The organism is Streptomyces sp. NPDC005774 (assembly GCF_042871645.1).
Classification (GTDB): Bacteria; Actinomycetota; Actinomycetes; order Streptomycetales; family Streptomycetaceae; genus Streptomyces; species Streptomyces pratens.
Map to the genome: position 1 here is coordinate 138360 of NZ_JBIAIV010000013.1, position 18197 is coordinate 156556.

The following is an 18197-nucleotide window of genomic DNA, read 5'->3' on the forward strand; positions in this document are numbered from 1 at the left end:
GCCTGCTGCCCGTCCCCTCAGCACGTAAGGAACCACCCTCATGCGCGGAGCAGTGATCCACGCCCCCGGCGACGTCCGCTTCGAGACGCTCGACGACCCGAAGATCCTCCAGCCCACCGACGCGATCATCCGCACCGCTGTCACCTGCGTGTGCGGATCGGACCTGTGGCCCTTCCGTGGTCTGGACACGGTCGACGAGCCGCACCCGATGGGCCACGAGTACCTCGGTTTCCTCGAGGAGGTCGGCAGCGAGGTCACTGCCGTGAAGCCGGGCCAGTTCGTCATCGGTTCGTTCGCCACCTCGGACAACACCTGCGCCAACTGCCGTAACGGCTCCCAGTCCAACTGCCTCGACCGCACGTTCATGGGCACCTGCCAGGCCGGGTACGTGCGCATCCCAACGCCCCGGGCACCTTGGTCGCCACCGACGAGGTGCTGGGCGAGAAGTTCTGGCCCGGTCTGCTGGCCGTCTCCGGCATCGCCCTGATCGGCACCCGCGACGGCACCGTCCTCGAAGCACACCCCGGGGAAACCGTCAGCCGCCCGCCCGGCGAAGAGCACTGGCACGGTGCCGCCTCCGACCGGTTCATGCATCACAGCGACCGCGGGTCGCAATACGTGTCCATTTCGGTATACGGAGCATCTCGCCGCAGGCAGGCGCCTCGGCGTCGGTCGGCTCCGTCGCGGACTCGTACGACAATGCGATGGCCGAGGCCTTGAACGGCACGTTCAAGGCCGAATTGATCGACCATCAGGGTCCGTATCGGCACTTCGACAAGGTCGAGCGGACCGTCTTCCAGTGGGTCGCGTGGTACAACGGTGAACGGCTCCACTCCGCCCTCGGCTACGTGCCCCCCGACGAGTACGAACAGGCGTACTGGACGAGACAGGAGCAAGTTCCGCAGACCGCTTGATCACACGATCGCGAACTCCACGAAACTCGGGGCAGCTCAGTTCCGCCTGGGCCGTCTCCGGTGGGTCATGGAGACGTCGATGCTGAAGACTCTGGCCGGGAAGCACCGGTCGAGCCGACGCCCCCCACCTCCAACGCCCTGCGGAGAGCTTCGAGCCTGACGCCGGCAGCGTCGCCATCACCAAGACATCTCACGGAGGGCTGATCCTGCCGGCGCCGGAAGGTGGGCAGGGATCGCCAGGCCCCTGCCCGCCTTCCGGCGCCCCCTCAGAGACGGGAGCCGATACGGGCGCCGTCGAGCGTGGCATGCACCAGCCGTCGCGGCGCCAGGCAGTCGCCGATGCGGTAGAACTCGCCGCCGGTCTCGGGGAAGTCGACCGGCTCGGCGCCGGTGGCGAACACCACCGAGTCGAAGGCGCCGATGTCGGAGGTCTCCCCGGAGAAGACGTTGCGCACCTGCGGGCGTGCTCCCCCCTTCACCAGCTGGGTGAGCGCCTCGATCCGTACGTGCTTCTCCAGCAGCCGCTTCGTCAGCAGGTGCAGGATCGACGGCTCGGCGGCCTGACCGGGCAGGATGCACTCCGACAGCAGCACGACCTTCTTGCCGTGGCCGGCCAGCAGGTCGGCGGCGGCCAGCGGCGCGAGGTGGTCGTTGAGGCCGCCGACGACCAGCACGTTCTCACCCAGCTCCGTGAGGTCCGTGTCGAGGATGTCCAGGGCGGTGTAGGTGCGGGTCTCCTCCAGGCCGGGGAGGTCCGGGACGGCCGGGAGCGCGCCGGTGGCGACGACCACCGTGTCCGGCGCGATCTCGGCCACGGACTCGGGGGTCGCCTCGAACCCGAGCCGCACCTCCACCCCGGCCTCCGCCACCTCCCGGGCGAGGTCGTCGATCAGCGAGGCCATCTCGCGGCGGTGCGGGTCACGGGAGAGCAGGGTGATCTTGCCGCCCAGCGTCTCTTGCTTCTCCGCCAGCACCACCGAGTGGCCCCGGCTCGCCGCCGTGCGGGCACACATCAGGCCGGCGGGGCCACCGCCCACCACCAGGACCCGCTTGCGCCGGGTGGGAGCGGGCACGTCCAGCTCGCGCTCCCGGCCCGCCCACGGGTTCACCGGACAGGAGGAGACCCGGTCGGGGTAGTGGCACTCGTTGATCCCGATGCACTTGTGGATGCGGTCCGCCCGCCCGGCCGCGGTCTTCTTCACGAACTCCGGGTCGGCGATCAGGGCGCGGGTGGTGCCCACCAGGTCCGCGACACCGCTGCGGAGCACGTCCTCCATCAGCGCGGGGTCGTTCATCCGGCCTGTGAGGATCACCGGCACGGAGACCGCCTCCCGGACGGTGGCCGCGGCGTCCGCGTTGAAGCCGGGCTCGTAGTGGCTGGAGGCGACGTAGGGGAGCACCACGCCGTCGTGCAGGGCGCCGATCGTCCCGGCCGTGATGTTGACGTAGGCCAGGGAGGACTCCACGGTCTTGACGACGGCCGCGATGTCGTCCGTGGTCAGCCCGCCGGGGTGGGCCTGGAGGCCGCTGATGCGCATCCCGATGGGGAAGTCCGCTCCGCACTCCTCGCGGATCGCCTCGAGCACCTCGGTCAGGAAGCGCATCCGGTTGTCCAGTGAGCCGCCGTAGCGGTCCGTGCGACGGTTGGTGGACGGCGAGAGGAACTGCTCGACCAGGTAGCCGTGGGTGGCGTGCACCTCGACGCCGTCGAGCCCGCCCCGCTGGATGCGCGAGGCGGACCGGGCGAACAGCCGCACCACCCGCTCCACTTCGCCGGTGGTCATCTCGCGCGGCTGGGCCCGCACGTGCGGGTCCGGTATGCCGCTGGGCGAGACCATCGCCTGGAAGGTCTCGGGCAGCCGGATGGAGCCGCGGTTGGCCACCTGGCCGAAGACCAGCGCCCCGTGTCGGTGCGCGATCTCGGCGCGAGCCCGCAGCGGCGGCAGGAGGAGGGAGTCGAAGAACTCCCTGCCCTCCTCGGTCTCGGGGTCGGCGGTGCCGTCCAGGTCCCGGGCGGAGATCCCGTCGAGCTGGCCGGGCGTGACATAGGCCAGGGTCGAGATGGTCTCGTTCAGGACCGGTATGCCGACCATCCCGACCCCGCCCGCGACCCGGGTCTCCAGGTACTGCAGGTAACGCTCCTCGCTCATCTTCGGGTTGTGGGTGGTGAGCATGATCCGGTTGCGGACCGTCTTGCCACCGATGGCGAAGGGGCTCAGAAGCGTTGCGAACTCACCGCTGCTCATCAGTGTCTCCCAATGGGTAGGTCATATGCGGCGCTCGCGCGCCGCCCACTACACGACGAAGCTCTCGTGGGTCTCCGGGGCGAACAGTTCCTCGGGGGCCAGCAGCCGTCCGGTGAGCCCCTGCTCGTGCAGGTAGCGCAGGAAGGCCGTCAGGCAGGCGTGGTTGGGCGCCAGGCCGTAGGGCCAGATGTCCTCGCCCATGACGTCTCGTGCCGACTGCGCCGCCAGATGGCCCCACGGCAGCATCCCGGCCAGCGCGACGGTCTCGCCGAGCGCCCGGTCGGCGTGTTCCTTGGCCTCCTGGAAGGCGTCGGTCAGTGCCCTGGCGAGCCAGCGGTTGCGCTCGTAGACGTCGCGTCGCAGCACTACGGTGTGCATGATCGGGAAGATGCCGGTCCGCTCGAAGTACTCCTTCTCGGCGGCGGCAGGGTCCGCCCACAGCCGGCGCACCCGGCGGGTGCCGTCGGTGAAGTGGCGGGGCACCCGGGCGGTGTAGAGGGCGTCGATCTCGCCGGCCTCCAGCATGTCGGAGAGGTTCTGCCCCTCCGCGATCGGCGTGATGCCCACGCCGGGGACGTGGATGGCCAGCTTCTCGGTCCGGCCGGGTTCCAGCAGTCCCCCGGTGCGGTAGGAGACCGAGTCCACCGGAAGCCCGTAGTGCTCGTCGAAGATGCCCCGCATCCACACCGCGGCCGTCATCTGGTATTCGGGGATGCCGACGGTCTTCCCCTTGAGCTGCTCGGGGTGGGTGAATTCGCTGTCGGCGTGGACGTACACCGCGTGGTGCCGGAAGGTGCGCGAGGGGAACACCGGGATCGCCACGAACGGCCGGTCCCGCTCCAGCGTCAGCGTGTACGAGGACAGCGACATCTCGGAGGCGGAGAACTCGCCGTGCCGCGCCATCCGGAAGAAGATCTCCTCGGCGCTCAAGGGCAGCCAGGTGAGGTCCACTCCGGGGACGCGCACCCGGCCGTCGGCGAGCGCCGCCGTGCGGTCGTAGGGCCCGCAGGCCACGGTCAGGTCGATGGTCACTTCATCGCCCCTCGGTGTAGAAGTCGAGCCGGGCGGGCGGCTGCGGGGCGGGCGCCCCGCCGGTGCCGTAGAGCCACTCGGCGAGCGAGTAGTCGTCCGCTGTCAGGGAGCTGAACGCGAAGTCGCGCAGGACCGCGCCGACGCCGCCCAGGTGGACCATCTCCCCGAAGAAGCGGGTGTTGCGCTGCACCGCGGCGGCCCTCGGGAAGCGGATCTCCTCGTACTCCTTGAGCGCTGTGACCGGGTCGTCCGGGCTGTCGGCGAGGGCGGCGGCGAGCGCGACGGCGTCCTCCATGGCCTGGCCGGCGCCCTGTGCGAGGTACTGGCGCATGGGGTGGGCTGCGTCGCCCAGCAGCGCGACGCGTCCCTGGGCCCAGCCGGGCATGGGCTTTCTGTCGAACTGCTCCCATCGCTTGCCGAGGTCCAGGTGGTGCAGCGCCTCCCGCACGGGGTCGCAGGTGTCGGCGAACTTCTCGAAGAGCTCCTCCGGGGTGGCCCAGGTGTCGCTGCCCGGCGCACCGCGGTCGCTGCGGAACGAGGCCACCCTGTTGAGCAGTTCGCCGCCCTGGATCGGGTACTGCATCAGGTGCAGCCCGTCGCCCGCGTACAGGGTGACCGCGTCCTCCACCCCCTCGGGGCGGGGTCCGGGGCCGCGGTAGATGGCGTACCGGGAGACGGCCGGCTCGCTGTCGTCGAGCACCTCGCGGCGGACGGCGGACCGCAGGCCGTCGGCGCCGATGACGACGTCGGCCGAGTGCGTCGACCCGTCGGCGCAGGTGACGGTGGCGCCGCGGGCGTCCTGTTCGACGCCGACGACCTCCTTGCCGGTGAACGCCGTCACCAGGCCGGTGGCGAGGCTGCCCTGGAGCAGCGTGTCGAGCAGGTCGGCGCGGTGCATCACCGTGTACGGCGCGCCGAACCGCTCGGCGAGCGCCTGCCCGAACCGTGCCTGGTAGATCTCCCGGCCCGTGTAGGCGTCCAGGATCACGAACCGTTCCGGGAGCACGGCGGTGCGCAGCACGCTGTCCAGCACGCCGAGTTCGCCGAGCAGCCGGCCGGCGTTCGGGCCGAGTTGCAGCCCGGCGCCGATCTCCTTGATCTCCGGCGCGCGTTCCAGGACGTGCACCGACATACCGCGCCTGGCGCACGCCAGGGCTGTGGTGAAGCCACCGATTCCGCCGCCGATCACGAGAACGTGCGGCCTGCTTTCCGGGCCGGCCATGGGGACCTCTTTCCTCGGAGTCGTCATGGGTCAGGCGAGCTGTTCGCGGTAGAGACCGAAGGGTTCGAGCATCGGCCGGTCGCTCATGGCGAACAGGGTGACGTCCGGGCTTCCGTCCGCCGCGACGTGCTCGTACCAGGTCCAGGAGGGGACGACGAAGAAGTCGTTCTGCTCCCAGTCGTAGCGTCGGCCGCCGATCACGCTGTGGCCCGAGCCCCGGGTCACGCAGAACACCGTGCTGGAGGTGTGCCGGCGACGGCGGGTGCGGCGCCCGGCCGGCAGCAGCTGCGCGGCACAGCCCAGGGTGGGCATCACCGGACCGCCGGTCTGCGGATCGGTGTACTCGACGGTGACCCCGTGCTCCGGGTCGCCCTCCGACTCCCGCAGCCGCTCCAGACTCTCCAGGGTGGCGGCGTAGGAGTACTTCATCAGGGGCGAGTGCGCCCGGCCGGTCCGCGGGCCGGCCGGTACGATGCCGGCGCCGTACCGCGCCACGCTGTCGTCCTCGGCGACCCGTGCCGGCTGCATCCGCTTGTCCTCGAAGTCCTCGTAGAACTGGGCGTTGAGGCCGCGGACGAAGGGAACGTCGAGGCCGTCGAGCCAGATCATGGGCTCGTCGCCCACGTTGCGATGGTCGTGCCAGTTCCATCCGGGGGTGAGGACCAGGTCGCCGGGCTCCATCAGCACCGGCTCGCCCTCGACGGTGGTGTGCCCCCGGCCGGCCAGCATCAGCCGGACCGCGGCGGGGGTGTGCCGGTGCGCGGTGGCCTCCTCACCCGGCAGGACCAACTGGTAGCCGGCAACCATGGTGTGCGTCGTGCCCCACTGGCGGGCGGGGTTGACGCCGTTGAGCGCCCGGCGCTCCGCCTCGCTGCCCAGGTCGATGGTGCGGCCCGCCTCCTCCATGAGGGGGATCAGCTCCCGCCAGCGCCACACGTGCGGGACCTCGGCCGGTTCGGGCTCCGGAGCGTCCGTGCCCGGGACCCGCCACAGCGGCACCACATGTGCCCCGGCCAGCCTCTCGTAAAGGTCCGCCGGTGAATCGGCCGGGGAATCGGTTCGGTTTTCCACCGTCGTCATATTTCCTTCACTCCTCTGATTCGGACACCCGGTACCGGGTCATCAAAAACGTCGTCGAAATCACCGGAAAAGGCAGCGTCCAACCCGCACACCCTTTCCAGAAGTCTGGAGAAGAGTGCGCTTTCTCGTGTTCCTGCGTTATCCGGCGTGCAGGGCGTCAGCTTTCCTCGGGCACCATGACCACGCCACCGTCACTCCTGATGTCCAGGCGTGAACGCCATTCGTACAGATCACCGCGGTACCAGCTGTGCAGTACGTCGATGGGGCCGTCCGCGGAGCTCAGGATCCGCTGGGAGAACAGCACCGGCGCACCCAGTTCGGTCTCCAGATGTCGGGCCACCTCGGTGTCGGCGAGCTGCGCCGACACCCGCTGCTCGGCTCCCTCCATGGCCACCCCGTCGCTGTGCAGCACCGCCAGCAGCCCGTCGGTGCGCAGGCGGGGATCCCGTGCGAAGTGCTCGATCTGCGGGGCCAGATAATGGATCGAGTAGACGAACACCGTGCCGCCGGCGGTACGCCGGTTCCAGACGACGTTGCCGGTCTCCCGGTCGGTGCCGAGGGTCGCGCGGACCGAGGCGGGAAAACGGACCCCGATCTCCACCCCGACGTCATGGAGCGGCATGCGCGGCGTACCGGAGATGAGGTCGAGCAGGGACCCCCGGAAGACACTGCCGATCTTCTCTTCCGCGTCCCCGTACACGAACGTGCCTTTCCCCTGCCGGCGAAATACCAGTCCGCGGGCGATGAGCTCGTCCACGGCCTTGCGGATGGTCGCCTTGCTCACCGAGAACTCGGCGACGAGCCGGTCCTCGGTGGGCAGCGCTTCTCCCGCCGGGTAGTCACCCAGGCGAATCCGCTGGTAGATCACCCCGAATACTCGCTGATACAGAGGAGCGGGGGGTGGCGTGTGCTGCATCATTCCCCTAAGAGGTCACGGAGCATTTCAACCCTGCATAGTAACAGCCGGATAAACCGGCATGTGGGTGGATGGAATTCTCTCGGCGGACGTTCCGGAGGAAAGAAGTCCCTTCCGTCCGGAACGCCGGCGTTCTGGTCGTCGGCACAGCCGTTCGGCTACCGCGCCAGCACCCTGACGTCGGACGGCGCGACCGAGAGCCGCACGGAGCCGCCCGTCTCCAGGGGCACGTCCCCCGTCGCCCAGTGCATGACCTCGTGGTCCCGGTCCCCCAGCGTGATGCGGCTGTCGGTGAAGGATCCGTAGAACTCCGAGGTCCGCACCGTCCCCGGCCAGCAGTTCCCGCCGCCGTCGGCGCCGTTGAGGACCGTGCGGTCGGGCCGCCAGACCGCGGCGATCTCCTGCCCGGTGCGCAGGCCGTCCTGTCCGGTGGCGGCCTCGATGTCGCCCAGCGCGGTGGCGACCATGACGCTGCTGTCGCCCCGGACGGCCGTGACCGTGCCCTCCACCTCGTTGAGCTTGCCGATGAACCGCGCCACCCTGAGGTTGGCCGGCCTGAGGTAGACCTCGCGCGGAGTGGCGACATGGGCCACGACCCCGTGGTCGATGACGGCGATACGGTCGGCCATCCCGATCGCCTCCTCCTGGTCGTGGGTGACGTAGACCGCGGTGAAGCCCAGGCGTTTCTGCATCTCCCGGATCTCCACGCGCAACTGGTCGCGCACCCGGGCGTCGACGTTGGACAGCGGCTCGTCGAACAGGACGATCCCGGAGTCCTTGACCAGTGCCCGGGCCAGCGCGACGCGCTGCTGCTGGCCGCCGCTGATCTGCGCGGGGTGCTGTTCCGCGAGATGCGCGATGCCCATCATCTCCAGCACGTCCATGACCCGCTCCCGGACCTGCTCCCGGGTCAGGCCCTTGTGGTGGCCCGTGGTCAGCGGGTAGGCGACGTTCTTGAAGATGGTCATGTGCGGCCACAGCGCGTACGACTGGAAGATCATGCTGATGTCGCGCTGCTCGGGCGGGACGAAGACACCGTCCTCGGCGGAGGAAAGGATCTTCCCGCGGCTCTCGATGCTTCCGGCGTCGGGCTTCTCCAGACCGGCGATGCACCGCAGGAAGGTGCTCTTCCCGCAGCCGCTGGCACCGAGCAGCACCAGCACCTCGCCCTCGTGGATGTCCAGGGTGGTGTCATCGACGGCGGGCACCGACTCCCCGTCGCTGCGGCGGTACATCTTGCGGACGCCCCTGATCCTGAGCGCCGGCTCCGGAGCGGCTGGTGCCGGAGGGAGCGCGACGGCCTCGCGGGCCGTGACGTCTCCCGTGTCCAGGGATACGACATTCGCCATGACGGCTCTCCTTCTAGGACTGTTGACGGTTTCTGCGTGCCTGCCACATCGAGGTGGCGCTCAGGACCACCGCCACCATCACCATGGAGACGAGGGACACGAAGAGGGCCAGCGCCGCCAGTTCGGCGTATCCGCCGCCACCTTCGAAGATGGCCAGGAGCTGGAAGCCGATCACCGGCGTCCCGGTGCTCGCCAGGAGGGCCGAGGCCTCGACGTCCGCCATGATCCGGACGAAGATCAGGGTCCAGCCGGCGGCCAGGCCCGGCAGCATCAGGGGGAGGTAGACGGACCGGAAGGTGCGTCCCTGCGAGGCCCCGGAGAGCGAGGACGCCTGCCCCAGTTCCTTGCCGACCTGGCCGGCGGCGGCCTCCGAGGTGATGGATGCCTCCGGCATCGCGACCACCAGGAAGCCCATCAGCAGGATCAGGGCGGTGCCGCCGAGGAAGAACGGCTCTCCGGCGAAGGCCAGCACCATGCCCACCGCGACGACGACCGGCGGGATGGCGGCCGGGACCTTGGACACGGCCGCAGCGGCCTTCGCCACGGTGCCCGGGGAATGGACCGACAGCCAGGCGATGCCGCCGCCGATCACGACCGCGACCGTCGCGGTGGCCAGAGCGAACAGGAGGCTGTTCACGATCGCCTGCTGGTTGGCGGGGTCGGTGAGGATCGACCAGAAGGAGCCCAGGCCGAAGTTCTTCCAGGAGGGGTTGCCCCAGTAGCCGTTGAGGGTGACCAGGGTCAGCGCGCCCACGGGGAGGAGCACGGCGCAGAACAGGTAGAGCAGCATCGCCGCCCGAGCCATCCCACGCAGCCGGCCCAGCGGGATGCGCTCGGTGCCCGATCCCTTGCCGCCCATCACCGCCGTACGGCCGCCGCGCAGGGACCGCTGCTGGAGCAGCCAGATCACGCCCAGCACCACCAGTTCCAGGCTGCTCAGCCCGATCGCCGCACCGGTCTGGGGCGGGTAGGAGGAGGTGAGCAGGTGGACGATCTCCACCGACAGCATCTGGATGCCCGCCGGCTCGGCGAGCACCACCGGTACCGAAAAGACCGCGAAGCCGAACCACACGGCCAGGAAGGCCGCGCTGAGCAGGCTCGGGCGCAGCGCGGGCAGCGTCACCCGGACCAGGGTCGTGAACACACCGGCCCCGCACATCCGGGACTGCTCCTCCAGCCGGGAGTCGAGGTTGCGCAGCCCGGCCGAGACCACCAGGTAGACGAACGGGACCAGGGTGAGGGTGTAGACGCCGATGACGGTGTACCAGGAGTTGGCGCTGAACGGCCCGGAGGTCAGGTTCGCCCCGAACACCCCGTTGGCCACCGCGCGGATGACCTTGTTGACGTATCCGGCGTCCGAGGACATCAGCAGCAGCCAGCCCACCGCCGTCGCGATGCCGGGCATCAGGAAGTTGACGACGGGGAGCACGTCGGTGAGGACGCCCATCCGGGCGTCGGTCCGCTCGTTGAGCCAGGCGAAGGCCGAACCGATGACCAGGGCCAGCGTGACGGAGCTGCCGGTCACGATGAACGTGTCGAGCAGGGTGTCACCCAGTCCGGGCAGGGCCAGGGTCTCGGAGACGGCCGAGAAGGTCAGTGTGCCGTCCACCCACACCAGACCGAGGACGATCCGCACCAGGGGATAGCCGATCAGCAGCGCCACTCCGGCCGCCACCAGCAGGACGACGAGACGGAAGGCGGTGGGGGAGGCCTTGCGGCGTGGAGCGCTCAGGGGGCGCACCGGGACATCCGGCGGGCCGGCGGACGCGGGGGCCCGCTCGGCGTCGATGACGGAGTTCTCGCTCATGGTGCCCGCTCACCTGCCGCCGTTGAGGATCTTGGCGACCTCTTCGACCTTGGCGGGCCGGTAGTACTCGAGGTTGGGGTGCAGCAGTTCGAACTCGGTCTCCACCTGGGGCGCGGCTATCGCGCTGTTGGCGCCGTGCAGCGCCTGGCCGGCCTTCTCGGACAGGACGTAGTCGGCGAACAGCTTCTGGGCGTTGGGATGGCCGGGCTCGGGGTTGAGCGTGTAGGCGAAGGCCGGTCCCGTGGCGCCGGGCTCCGGGAAGACGATGTCGACCGGCGCGCCCTTGGCCTTGGCGTTGTCGATGGCGGCCTTGCTGGCCACGCTCTGGATCGCGTACTGACCGGCGGCCAGCGACTCGGTCAGGCTGACCATGCCGCCGGGGTCGGGGAAGATCTCCTGCTTGCTCAGGCTCTCCAGGAAGCCGTCGACGTGGTCGTCGATGGTGCCGTAGTAGGTGGCGTAGCCGGAGCCGTCCTTGTGCGGGCCGTTCATCTTGCCCTTCCACTTGGGGTCGCCCAGGTCGGCCCAGGTCTTCGGGCGGTCCTGAGGCTTCACCAGGTCGGTGTTGATGCCGATGCCGAGGGCGTCGACGATGTACGGCGTGCCGGCGATCCCCTCGCTGTCGAGGAGCCACTTCTCGGGGTGGTCGGCGGGCAGCATTCCGGCGTCCTTGAAGGACGTGACGAGCCCTTCCTTGAGGGCCGTCTGGATGAACGGGACATCGGCGTGCAGGATGACGTCGGCGGTTTCGGCCGCCGACTTCTTCTCGGTCGCGTACCGCGCCGAGAGGTCGGGGCTGGTCGCTCTGAGGACCTTGACGGAGACTCCCCGGTATTCCTTCTCGAACCCCTTGGCCAGTGCTTCGCACGAGGCGGGGGTGAGGGAACAGTAGAAGACGACCTGGCCCTCCTTCGCGGCCGCGGCCACCAGGGTCTCACCGGTGGTGGCGACCTCGCCGGCCTTCACCCCCGGCCCGCCTTTTCCGCAGGCGGTAAGCACAGCCAGGGAGGCGAGGACGGCCAGGGTGAGCACACCGGTCCGGTGCGGGCGGTACTCCATGTTCTATACCTCTCGTCGCGAGGCTGTTTCACAGCCGGTATCGGTCTTTCGGTGCCGCGCCGTGTTCGGGCGTGCTCGTCGCGGAGGACGGAGCCGGCACCATCGCTCGGGGGGCAGGTGGGGGGAGTGGGGGGCGGTGGCCCCGTCCGTCCCACTGCTGACGCGTGCGGGAAGGGCGGGACAGGGCGGCGGACACGCGCGGGGCGGGACTGCCCCGGGCGGCCGGCGCTCACGCGAACGGGCTGGGCGGTCCCTGCGGGGCTTGTGCCGTACGGCGCGGCAGCCCCGCCCGGTGGGTCACTTGCGGTAGCGGTCTCCGTGCCGGCTGACCAGCTGCTCGTCGAGGTAGGCGACGGACTCGGGGGCCATGTCGGCGGTCGGTACCGGTTCGGGGACGAAGGTTCCGTACGGGTCGCTGCCGCGTACCAGGGTGGCGGTCTCGGTGGTGCCCTCCTCCTCTCGCTCGAAGGGCTTCATGTAGCGGACGGCGATGCCGATGCGCCGCTCGTCGCTGTGGCTCGGCCCCGAGCCGTGGAAGATGAACTGGTGGTGCAGCGAGAACTGCCCGGGCCGGAGCTGGATCAGCGTGGCGTCGTTCTCGTCCACCTCGACGGCGATCTCCTGCCCCTGGGAGAGCATGTTGGAGCCGTCGCTGTTGAAGGTGTGCTCGGCCTCCTTGGTGTGAGTGCCGGCGACCACCTTCAGGCAGCCGTTCTCCACGATGCTCGGGGCCAGCGCGATCCAGGCGGTGATGATCTCCCCGCCCTTGGGGATGCTGGAGAACGGGGCGTCCTGGTGCCAGGCCACATATCCGGGGTGGTGCGGGTTCTTGATGAAGAAGGAGGAGCCCCAGCAGTAGAGGTCGGGGCCGAGAACGCTCTCGACCGCGTCCAGTACGGGCTCCAGCCGGATCAGCTCGTTGACCCAGGGGAGCACCAGATGGGCTTTGGAGCGCAGGATGGCCGAGCCGCGTTCGCCGTACTCGGCCTCGAACGCCTCCAGCTTCGCACGGTAGGACGCCGCCTGATCGGCCGTCATGGCATCCAGCGGGAACAGGAAGCCGTTCTGGCGGTAGCCGTCGACCTGGCCGGGTAGCAGGGTCCCGGTCGTCGCTGTGGTCATGGAACACACCTCTCTCTGGTGGGGTTCTGGCTGTGCCGAAGGGATCCGCCCGGGTGGACGGGCGGTGAAGCCGCATGCGACCGCCCGGGTCAACGGGCCGTGAAGCCGCCGTCGATCGGCAGGGTCACGCCGGTGATGTACGAGGCGGCGTCCGAGGCGAGGAACGCGATACCGTTCGCGACCTCCTCGGGCTCGGCGAACCTGCCGCCGAGGAGCCGGTCCCGCAGGCGTTCCTGCGGCTGCGGGATGCCCCGGTCGGCGATCCGTGTGGTCATCGTCAGTCCGGGACAGACTGCGTTGACCCGCAGACCGCGGTCCGCGAACTCGGCGGCCAACTGCCGGGTGAAGCCCAGCAGTCCTGACTTGGTGGTGGCGTAGCCCAGCGCCGCCGGGTTGGCGGCCAGGGCGTGTGTCGACGAGACGTTCACGACCGACCCGCCGCGCGGTGCCGCGAGCAGCGCCGGCAGCAGTGCCCGGGTGAGCAGGTAGGCACTGGTGAGGTTGCGGGCGAGGTCCCGGTCCCACTGTTCCGGGTCCAGGTCCTGGATCGAACGCCGGCTGTTGACCCCGACGTTGTTGACCAGCCCCTTGATCACGATCCCGGAATCGTCCACCGCCCGGGGGATCCGCTCCACGTCGGACCGGTCGGTGAGGTCGGCCTCGACAACGGTGCAGGCGGCACCCGAACCGGCCAGACGTGCGGCGAGTTCGGTCAGACCGTCGGCGTCGATGTCGACGGCCAGGACGTGCGCACCGAGTCCGCCGAGCACCTCGGCGGTCGCGGCGCCGATTCCGGCGGCGGCTCCCGTGACGACGACTCCCAGGCCGTCGAATCCGGACTTTTCCAGCATGCGGTCACCCCCTTGGAAGGAAGGACGGGCAAAGGTCGGTCGATGCGGTCGACGCGGCTCGCATCGACCCGACAAGAAATTCGGTCATCCGTTTCTCCGGATGAATGAGCTGCAACGTACATGGCTCCCCGCGGTCGCACCAGAGGTGTGCAGCAACCCTTTCAAGGGCCTTCCAGCCCTTTTCTGTCGACCAAAAGGACCTCGACAGCGCCATTGCGCCCCCTGTCGACCGGCCCTATCCTCCAGTCATACTGATCAGCGGATGAATCTTCAGGGCTTCGGTCGCACCCCCGCCCTGCGGCCGCCTCACCGCCGGAGCCGACCGTTCAAGGGTCGGAAGAGAAGGAGGCGCAGATGCGTCTTGGAGTCTTCGACGGGAACCGCCTCGCGGTCTCGACGGACACGGAAGTTATCGATGTGACAGACCTGGTCCCGGGCCCCGACACACCACAGGGCCCGCTGCAACGGCTGTTGGAGCAGAACCTCGGTCACGTCCTTGCCGCCCCGGAGGCACTGCGCGACTCCCCCCGGATCGACCCGGAGAAGGTGGCCTGGTCCGCCCCCCTGCCCCGGCCGCACAAGATCATCGGCGCGCCGGCCAACTACCGGGCGCACGTGGCCGAGATGAACAACCCGAACACCATCGCCGAGTGGGGTCTGTTCCTGAAGGCCGCGTCCTCCGTCATCGGCCCGGACGAACTCGTCAGGCTCCCCTACAGCGACGTGCGCACCGACCAGGAGGCCGAACTCGGAGTCGTCATCGGCAGGCGGGCCCGCAACGTGAGCCGGGAGGAGGCACTCGACTACGTCTTCGGCTACACCTGTGTCCTGGACATCACCATCCGCTCGACCGAGGACCGTTCCACCCGCAAGTCCTTCGACACCTTCACTCCGATCGGCCCGTTCGTCGTCACCAGGGACGAGGTCGGCGACCCCGACGACCTGGAACTGCGCTGCTGGGTCAACGACGAGTCGCGTCAGCACAGCCGGACCTCCCTGATGATCTACAGCGTGCCGCGGCTCATCGAGTACGCCAGTTCCGTGATGACCCTCATGCCCGGCGACGTCATCGCCACCGGCACCCCGGAAGGCGTGGGCCCACTGGCCGACGGCGACCGCATCGCCATGGAGGTCGAGAAGGTCGGACGCCTGGAGGTGGGCGTGACTGCCGACGGCGCACTCCCGTACGTCTCCCGCCTGGGCCGCGGCGCGAACTGATTCCCCGGGGCCGGGGCCCCGCCGCGAGCGGCCAGGGAGCCGTGACGCCGCGGCGGGCACCGGCCCGGGAAGCCGGCCGCCGCAACTGTCAATCCCCTCGGATGGTGGAGCCCTTCCTATGCAGCCAGCTCCTCGGTGAGGGCGGCTCGGTGGTCGTGTTCGTAGTCGATCGGGCTTTTGAACCCGCACACGCTGTGTAGCCGACGCGTGTTGTAGAAGTCGGTGATCCAGGTCGCGATCCTGATCCGGGCCTCGGTGCGGGTGGTGAAGGTGTGCCGGTGGACGTACTCGACCTTCAGGACGCTGTTGAACGCCTCGCTGACGGCGTTGTCGAAGCAGGAGCCGACGCGTCCCATGGACCGGAAGACGCCCAGCCTGCGGCAGGCCCGGCGGAACCTCCGTGAGGTGTATTCGCTGCCGCGGTCGCTGTGGGAGATCACGCCACGGACGTCCCCGCTGCGGGTCGCGGCGGCCATGTGCAGCGCGGCGACGACCAGGTCGGCGTCGTGGCGGGCGCCCATCGCGTAGCCCAGCAGGCGCCGAGAGAACAGGTCGATGACCGTGGCCAGATACAGCTTGCCCTCTCCGGTGACGATCTCCGTCATGTCCCCGCACCAGACCAGGTCGGGCTCCTCGGCGGTGAAGTCGCGGTGCACGAAGTCCGGGCTCGCCGGCCGTTTCCCGGGCCGGGTCAGCCCGCTCCGCCTGCGGACCTTGCGGGCGACGAGGCCGAGCTCGGCCATGAGCTTTGCGATGGTGTTCACCGAGACCCGCCAGCCCTGACGCACCAGCGTGATCCAGATCTTCAAAGATCCGTAGGTGCCGCCGGACTTGGTGAATTCCTCCGTAACCGCTTAGAGCCCGTGAACAAACTGATCGTCGAGGGCGGGTGGGAATCGGCAAAGTGACGCGCACGGCCAGGACCTCTTGGTAGCAACTGCGGTATCGAAGCCCAGTCGCGCCAAGAGGTCCTGTCATGCCGTTGTACTCCCCCGCCACCCCCGCTGTCGCCCCGGATGGGCAAGCCGACTGCCCTTGCCTGGCCTGCCGGTTCGGTCACGGCCGCCGTCATCCGGCCCGCTCCCGCCGCTACACCTCGGACACCACGGACGCGGAGTGGCAGGTCATCGCGGCGGTGCTGCCGTGGCCGGCATGGCTGGACGGCAACGGCGGACGGCCGGAGGAGTACTGCCGCCGGCTGATCGTGGACGCGATCTTCTACGTCGCGGACAACGGCAACAAGTGGCGCAACCTGCCGGGTGACTTCCCGCACTGGCGCACGGTGCACACGATCTTCACCCGGTGGTGGCAGGACGGAAGTGTCGACGCCATCCACAACGACCTGCGCGACGAGGTCCGCCGGTCCGAGGGCCGGGACACCGACCCGACCGCCGCGATCATCGACTCACAGTCGGTACGCGCCGCGGAGACGGTCGGCGTCGACAGCCGCGGGTACGACGCGGGCAAGAAGGTGGCAGGACGCAAGCGCCACGTGATCGTGGACACGATCGGCCTGCTCCTGGTCGTCATGGTCACCAGCGCGAGCGTGCAGGACCGCGACGGAGCCCGCCCCGCGCTGGCGCACCTGCGTGACCTCTTCGAATCGATCAGTCTGGTCTGGGCCGACGGCGGCTACGCCGGGAAACTCGTCACCTGGGCCAAGAAGAAGCTCCAGTTCACGATCGAGATCGTCAAGCGCAACGACGACGTCAAGGGCTTCGTGGTAATACCACGCAGGTGGGTGGTGGAGCGCACGCTGTCGTGGATCTTCCAGCGCCGCCGCTGCGTACGCGACTACGAACGGTTACCCGAGCGCCACGAAGCCATGGTCAAGTGGTCCATGATCATGCTGATGTCACGGCGCCTGGCGGGCACGAAGGACGCCAAACACCGGAAATGATCAGTTTGTTCACGGGCTCTTAGGCCAGCTGTTGGCGGCGTACTTCCCTGCCGGTGGGTTCGCGGTTGCGGTGCTTGTAGAACCACGACTCGCTCACGCCCAAGGCGTGGCAGGCGACGCGGTGCGGGATGCCGTGCTCGGTCCTGAGGTCGCTGATCGCCCCGACGACGGCCGCCGGGTCCCCCACGGCTACTTCACCCACAGGACCATGCAGCGTTTGAGGACTTCACGCTCCATCGCCAGCTCCTTGTTGTCCCGCTTGAGCTGAGCATTTTCCCGTGTCGGTGTCACTGCCATGAGCGCACCGGAATGGCTGATTCCGAGTCGCCGGGTTTCACCTGTTGGCATCTCGCGGTGGGCGATCTCACGCACTTGCCTCAAGACTGGCCGACGCTCCACGAGACGTCCACCAGCGAAGGAGGGGGCAGTGGCTCTGACCGAAGAGCAGGAGATCAAGGTCCCAGGACTGCTCAGCCGGTTCGTCCGGCTGCAGTCGGGTGTGAAGGCGCACTATTCGACCTCGGGTGAGGCCGGTCCGGCTGTCGTGCTGCTGCACGGCGGCATCCCCGGCTCATCGGGCTCCGCGGGTTTCCGCTACATGGCTCCGTTCCTCGGCGCGCAGGGCTTCCGCGTATATTGCCCCGATTTCCCCGGGTTCGGCCTGACCGAGGATCCAGGTCGCTTCTACGCTTACGGGCAGGGCGGACAGGTCGACTACCTGCAGGACTTCGTCAACGCGGTCGCGCTGGACACGTTCTGCCTGGGCGGCAACTCGATGGGCTGCCAGACAAGCGTCAACTACGTGGTGGCGCACCCCGAGCGAGTGGAGCGGTTCGCCGTCATCGCCGGCATGATCGGCGACCTGGTCACCCGCGACGAGATGCGTGCCGTCGACAACCGCGCCAAGCAGGGCCCGCTGCCCGGCAGCGGCGGAACCTACGACGGCTCCGAGACCATGATGCGCGCCATGATCGAGTCCATGGTCGTCGACCGGTCCGGTGTCACCGACGAGCTCGTCAGCATGCGCACCGCGGCCGCCAACCGCAACCGCGACTACTACGACCTCAACATGGGCCGGGTGCTGCGGCCCACCGACCCGAACGAGCTGATCCGGCTCACCACCAAGGGGCGCCTGGACAAGGCGACGATCCCGGGCATCGCGATGTTCGGCGACAGGGACGTCCTGTACGCCGTCGAGGCGGCGCACCTTCAGGAGGACGCTCTGCCGAACGTCCAGTTCTTCTACCCCGAGAACACCGGTCACCAGGGGCAGACCGACCGCCCGGAACTGCACCACCAGGTGTTCCTGGAGTTCTTCCGCGACGGCAAGGTCTCCTGGGAGACCGCCCGGGCCGCGGGCATCTCCACGCGCCGCCCACCGAACCCTGATCTCGTCGGCAGCCCGACGGATGCCCCCTTCACCAGCTGATTCACGAAGCGATCGGAACCTGCTCCATCAGCGCGGATCAGCCCAGACCAGC

15 protein-coding genes and 2 pseudogenes are annotated in these 18197 nt (G+C 69.2%); 5 read left to right on the forward strand and 12 right to left on the reverse strand.

What is annotated here, in order from left to right:
• Window positions 1-40: 40 nt before the first annotated feature.
• Together ACFYQA_RS15080 and ACFYQA_RS15085 are read left to right on the forward strand one after the other, a co-directional pair.
• Window positions 41-534 (forward strand): annotated as a pseudogene (locus ACFYQA_RS15080) (alcohol dehydrogenase catalytic domain-containing protein); the annotation flags it as partial.
• Window positions 535-704: 170 nt separating this feature from the next.
• The gene (locus ACFYQA_RS15085) at window positions 705-914 is read left to right on the forward strand and encodes an integrase core domain-containing protein (protein ID WP_388219633.1); all 210 of its coding nucleotides are present in this window, start codon (window positions 705-707) and stop codon (window positions 912-914) included.
• Between the two features lie 266 nt (window positions 915-1180).
• Here ACFYQA_RS15085 and ACFYQA_RS15090 read toward each other — a convergent pair whose 3' ends face one another.
• From ACFYQA_RS15090 to ACFYQA_RS15135, 10 genes are all read right to left on the reverse strand, one after another.
• Window positions 1181-3160, reverse strand: coding sequence for an FAD-dependent oxidoreductase (locus ACFYQA_RS15090; protein WP_388916792.1), 1980 nt, complete (start codon window positions 3158-3160; stop codon window positions 1181-1183).
• Between the two features lie 48 nt (window positions 3161-3208).
• Window positions 3209-4192, reverse strand: coding sequence for an ABC transporter substrate-binding protein (locus tag ACFYQA_RS15095; protein WP_388916795.1), 984 nt, complete (start codon window positions 4190-4192; stop codon window positions 3209-3211).
• Window position 4193: 1 nt separating this feature from the next.
• Window positions 4194-5414: an FAD-dependent oxidoreductase gene (locus ACFYQA_RS15100; protein ID WP_055592268.1), complete on the reverse strand. Its 1221-nt coding sequence runs from the start codon at window positions 5412-5414 to the stop codon at window positions 4194-4196.
• Window positions 5415-5444: 30 nt separating this feature from the next.
• The gene (locus tag ACFYQA_RS15105) at window positions 5445-6494 is read right to left on the reverse strand and encodes a cupin domain-containing protein (RefSeq protein WP_388219624.1); all 1050 of its coding nucleotides are present in this window, start codon (window positions 6492-6494) and stop codon (window positions 5445-5447) included.
• Between the two features lie 157 nt (window positions 6495-6651).
• A complete protein-coding gene (locus tag ACFYQA_RS15110) occupies window positions 6652-7413 on the reverse strand; it encodes a GntR family transcriptional regulator (RefSeq protein ID WP_388916799.1) in 762 nt (253 codons plus the stop codon).
• Between the two features lie 155 nt (window positions 7414-7568).
• Complete coding sequence (locus ACFYQA_RS15115; protein ID WP_388916802.1) at window positions 7569-8759, reverse strand: ABC transporter ATP-binding protein; 1191 nt, start codon at window positions 8757-8759, stop codon at window positions 7569-7571.
• A gap of 13 nt (window positions 8760-8772) precedes the next feature.
• Window positions 8773-10566 (reverse strand): ABC transporter permease, encoded by a 1794-nt coding sequence (locus tag ACFYQA_RS15120; protein ID WP_388916805.1) that lies wholly within the window; start codon window positions 10564-10566, stop codon window positions 8773-8775.
• Window positions 10567-10575: 9 nt separating this feature from the next.
• The gene (locus ACFYQA_RS15125; protein ID WP_388916807.1) at window positions 10576-11625 is read right to left on the reverse strand and encodes an ABC transporter substrate-binding protein; all 1050 of its coding nucleotides are present in this window, start codon (window positions 11623-11625) and stop codon (window positions 10576-10578) included.
• 297 nt (window positions 11626-11922) lie between these two features.
• The gene (locus tag ACFYQA_RS15130; RefSeq protein WP_388916809.1) at window positions 11923-12747 is read right to left on the reverse strand and encodes a phytanoyl-CoA dioxygenase family protein; all 825 of its coding nucleotides are present in this window, start codon (window positions 12745-12747) and stop codon (window positions 11923-11925) included.
• An 89-nt stretch (window positions 12748-12836) separates the two neighbouring features.
• Window positions 12837-13598: an SDR family NAD(P)-dependent oxidoreductase gene (locus ACFYQA_RS15135; protein ID WP_388219611.1), complete on the reverse strand. Its 762-nt coding sequence runs from the start codon at window positions 13596-13598 to the stop codon at window positions 12837-12839.
• Window positions 13599-13952: 354 nt separating this feature from the next.
• Here ACFYQA_RS15135 and ACFYQA_RS15140 point away from each other — a divergent pair, with 354 nt between their 5' ends.
• Window positions 13953-14816, forward strand: coding sequence for a fumarylacetoacetate hydrolase family protein (locus ACFYQA_RS15140; RefSeq protein WP_388219608.1), 864 nt, complete (start codon window positions 13953-13955; stop codon window positions 14814-14816).
• 116 nt (window positions 14817-14932) lie between these two features.
• Here ACFYQA_RS15140 and ACFYQA_RS15145 read toward each other — a convergent pair.
• Window positions 14933-15655: pseudogene (locus ACFYQA_RS15145) on the reverse strand (IS3 family transposase); the annotation flags it as partial.
• A 137-nt stretch (window positions 15656-15792) separates the two neighbouring features.
• On the opposite strand from ACFYQA_RS15145, the gene ACFYQA_RS15150 reads away from it, so the two are divergent.
• On the forward strand, window positions 15793-16716 hold the full coding sequence (locus tag ACFYQA_RS15150) for an IS5 family transposase (protein ID WP_388916812.1): 924 nt from the start codon (window positions 15793-15795) through the stop codon (window positions 16714-16716).
• Between the two features lie 19 nt (window positions 16717-16735).
• Here the strand turns inward: ACFYQA_RS15150 and ACFYQA_RS15155 are convergent, their stop codons facing one another.
• Window positions 16736-16918, reverse strand: a complete 183-nt coding sequence (locus ACFYQA_RS15155; RefSeq protein WP_388219606.1) for a hypothetical protein — start codon at window positions 16916-16918, stop codon at window positions 16736-16738.
• Window positions 16919-17143: 225 nt separating this feature from the next.
• Between ACFYQA_RS15155 and ACFYQA_RS15160 the strand changes: the two genes are divergently transcribed.
• Window positions 17144-18145, forward strand: coding sequence for an alpha/beta fold hydrolase (locus ACFYQA_RS15160; protein ID WP_388916814.1), 1002 nt, complete (start codon window positions 17144-17146; stop codon window positions 18143-18145).
• The last annotated feature ends 52 nt before the right edge of the window (window positions 18146-18197 follow it).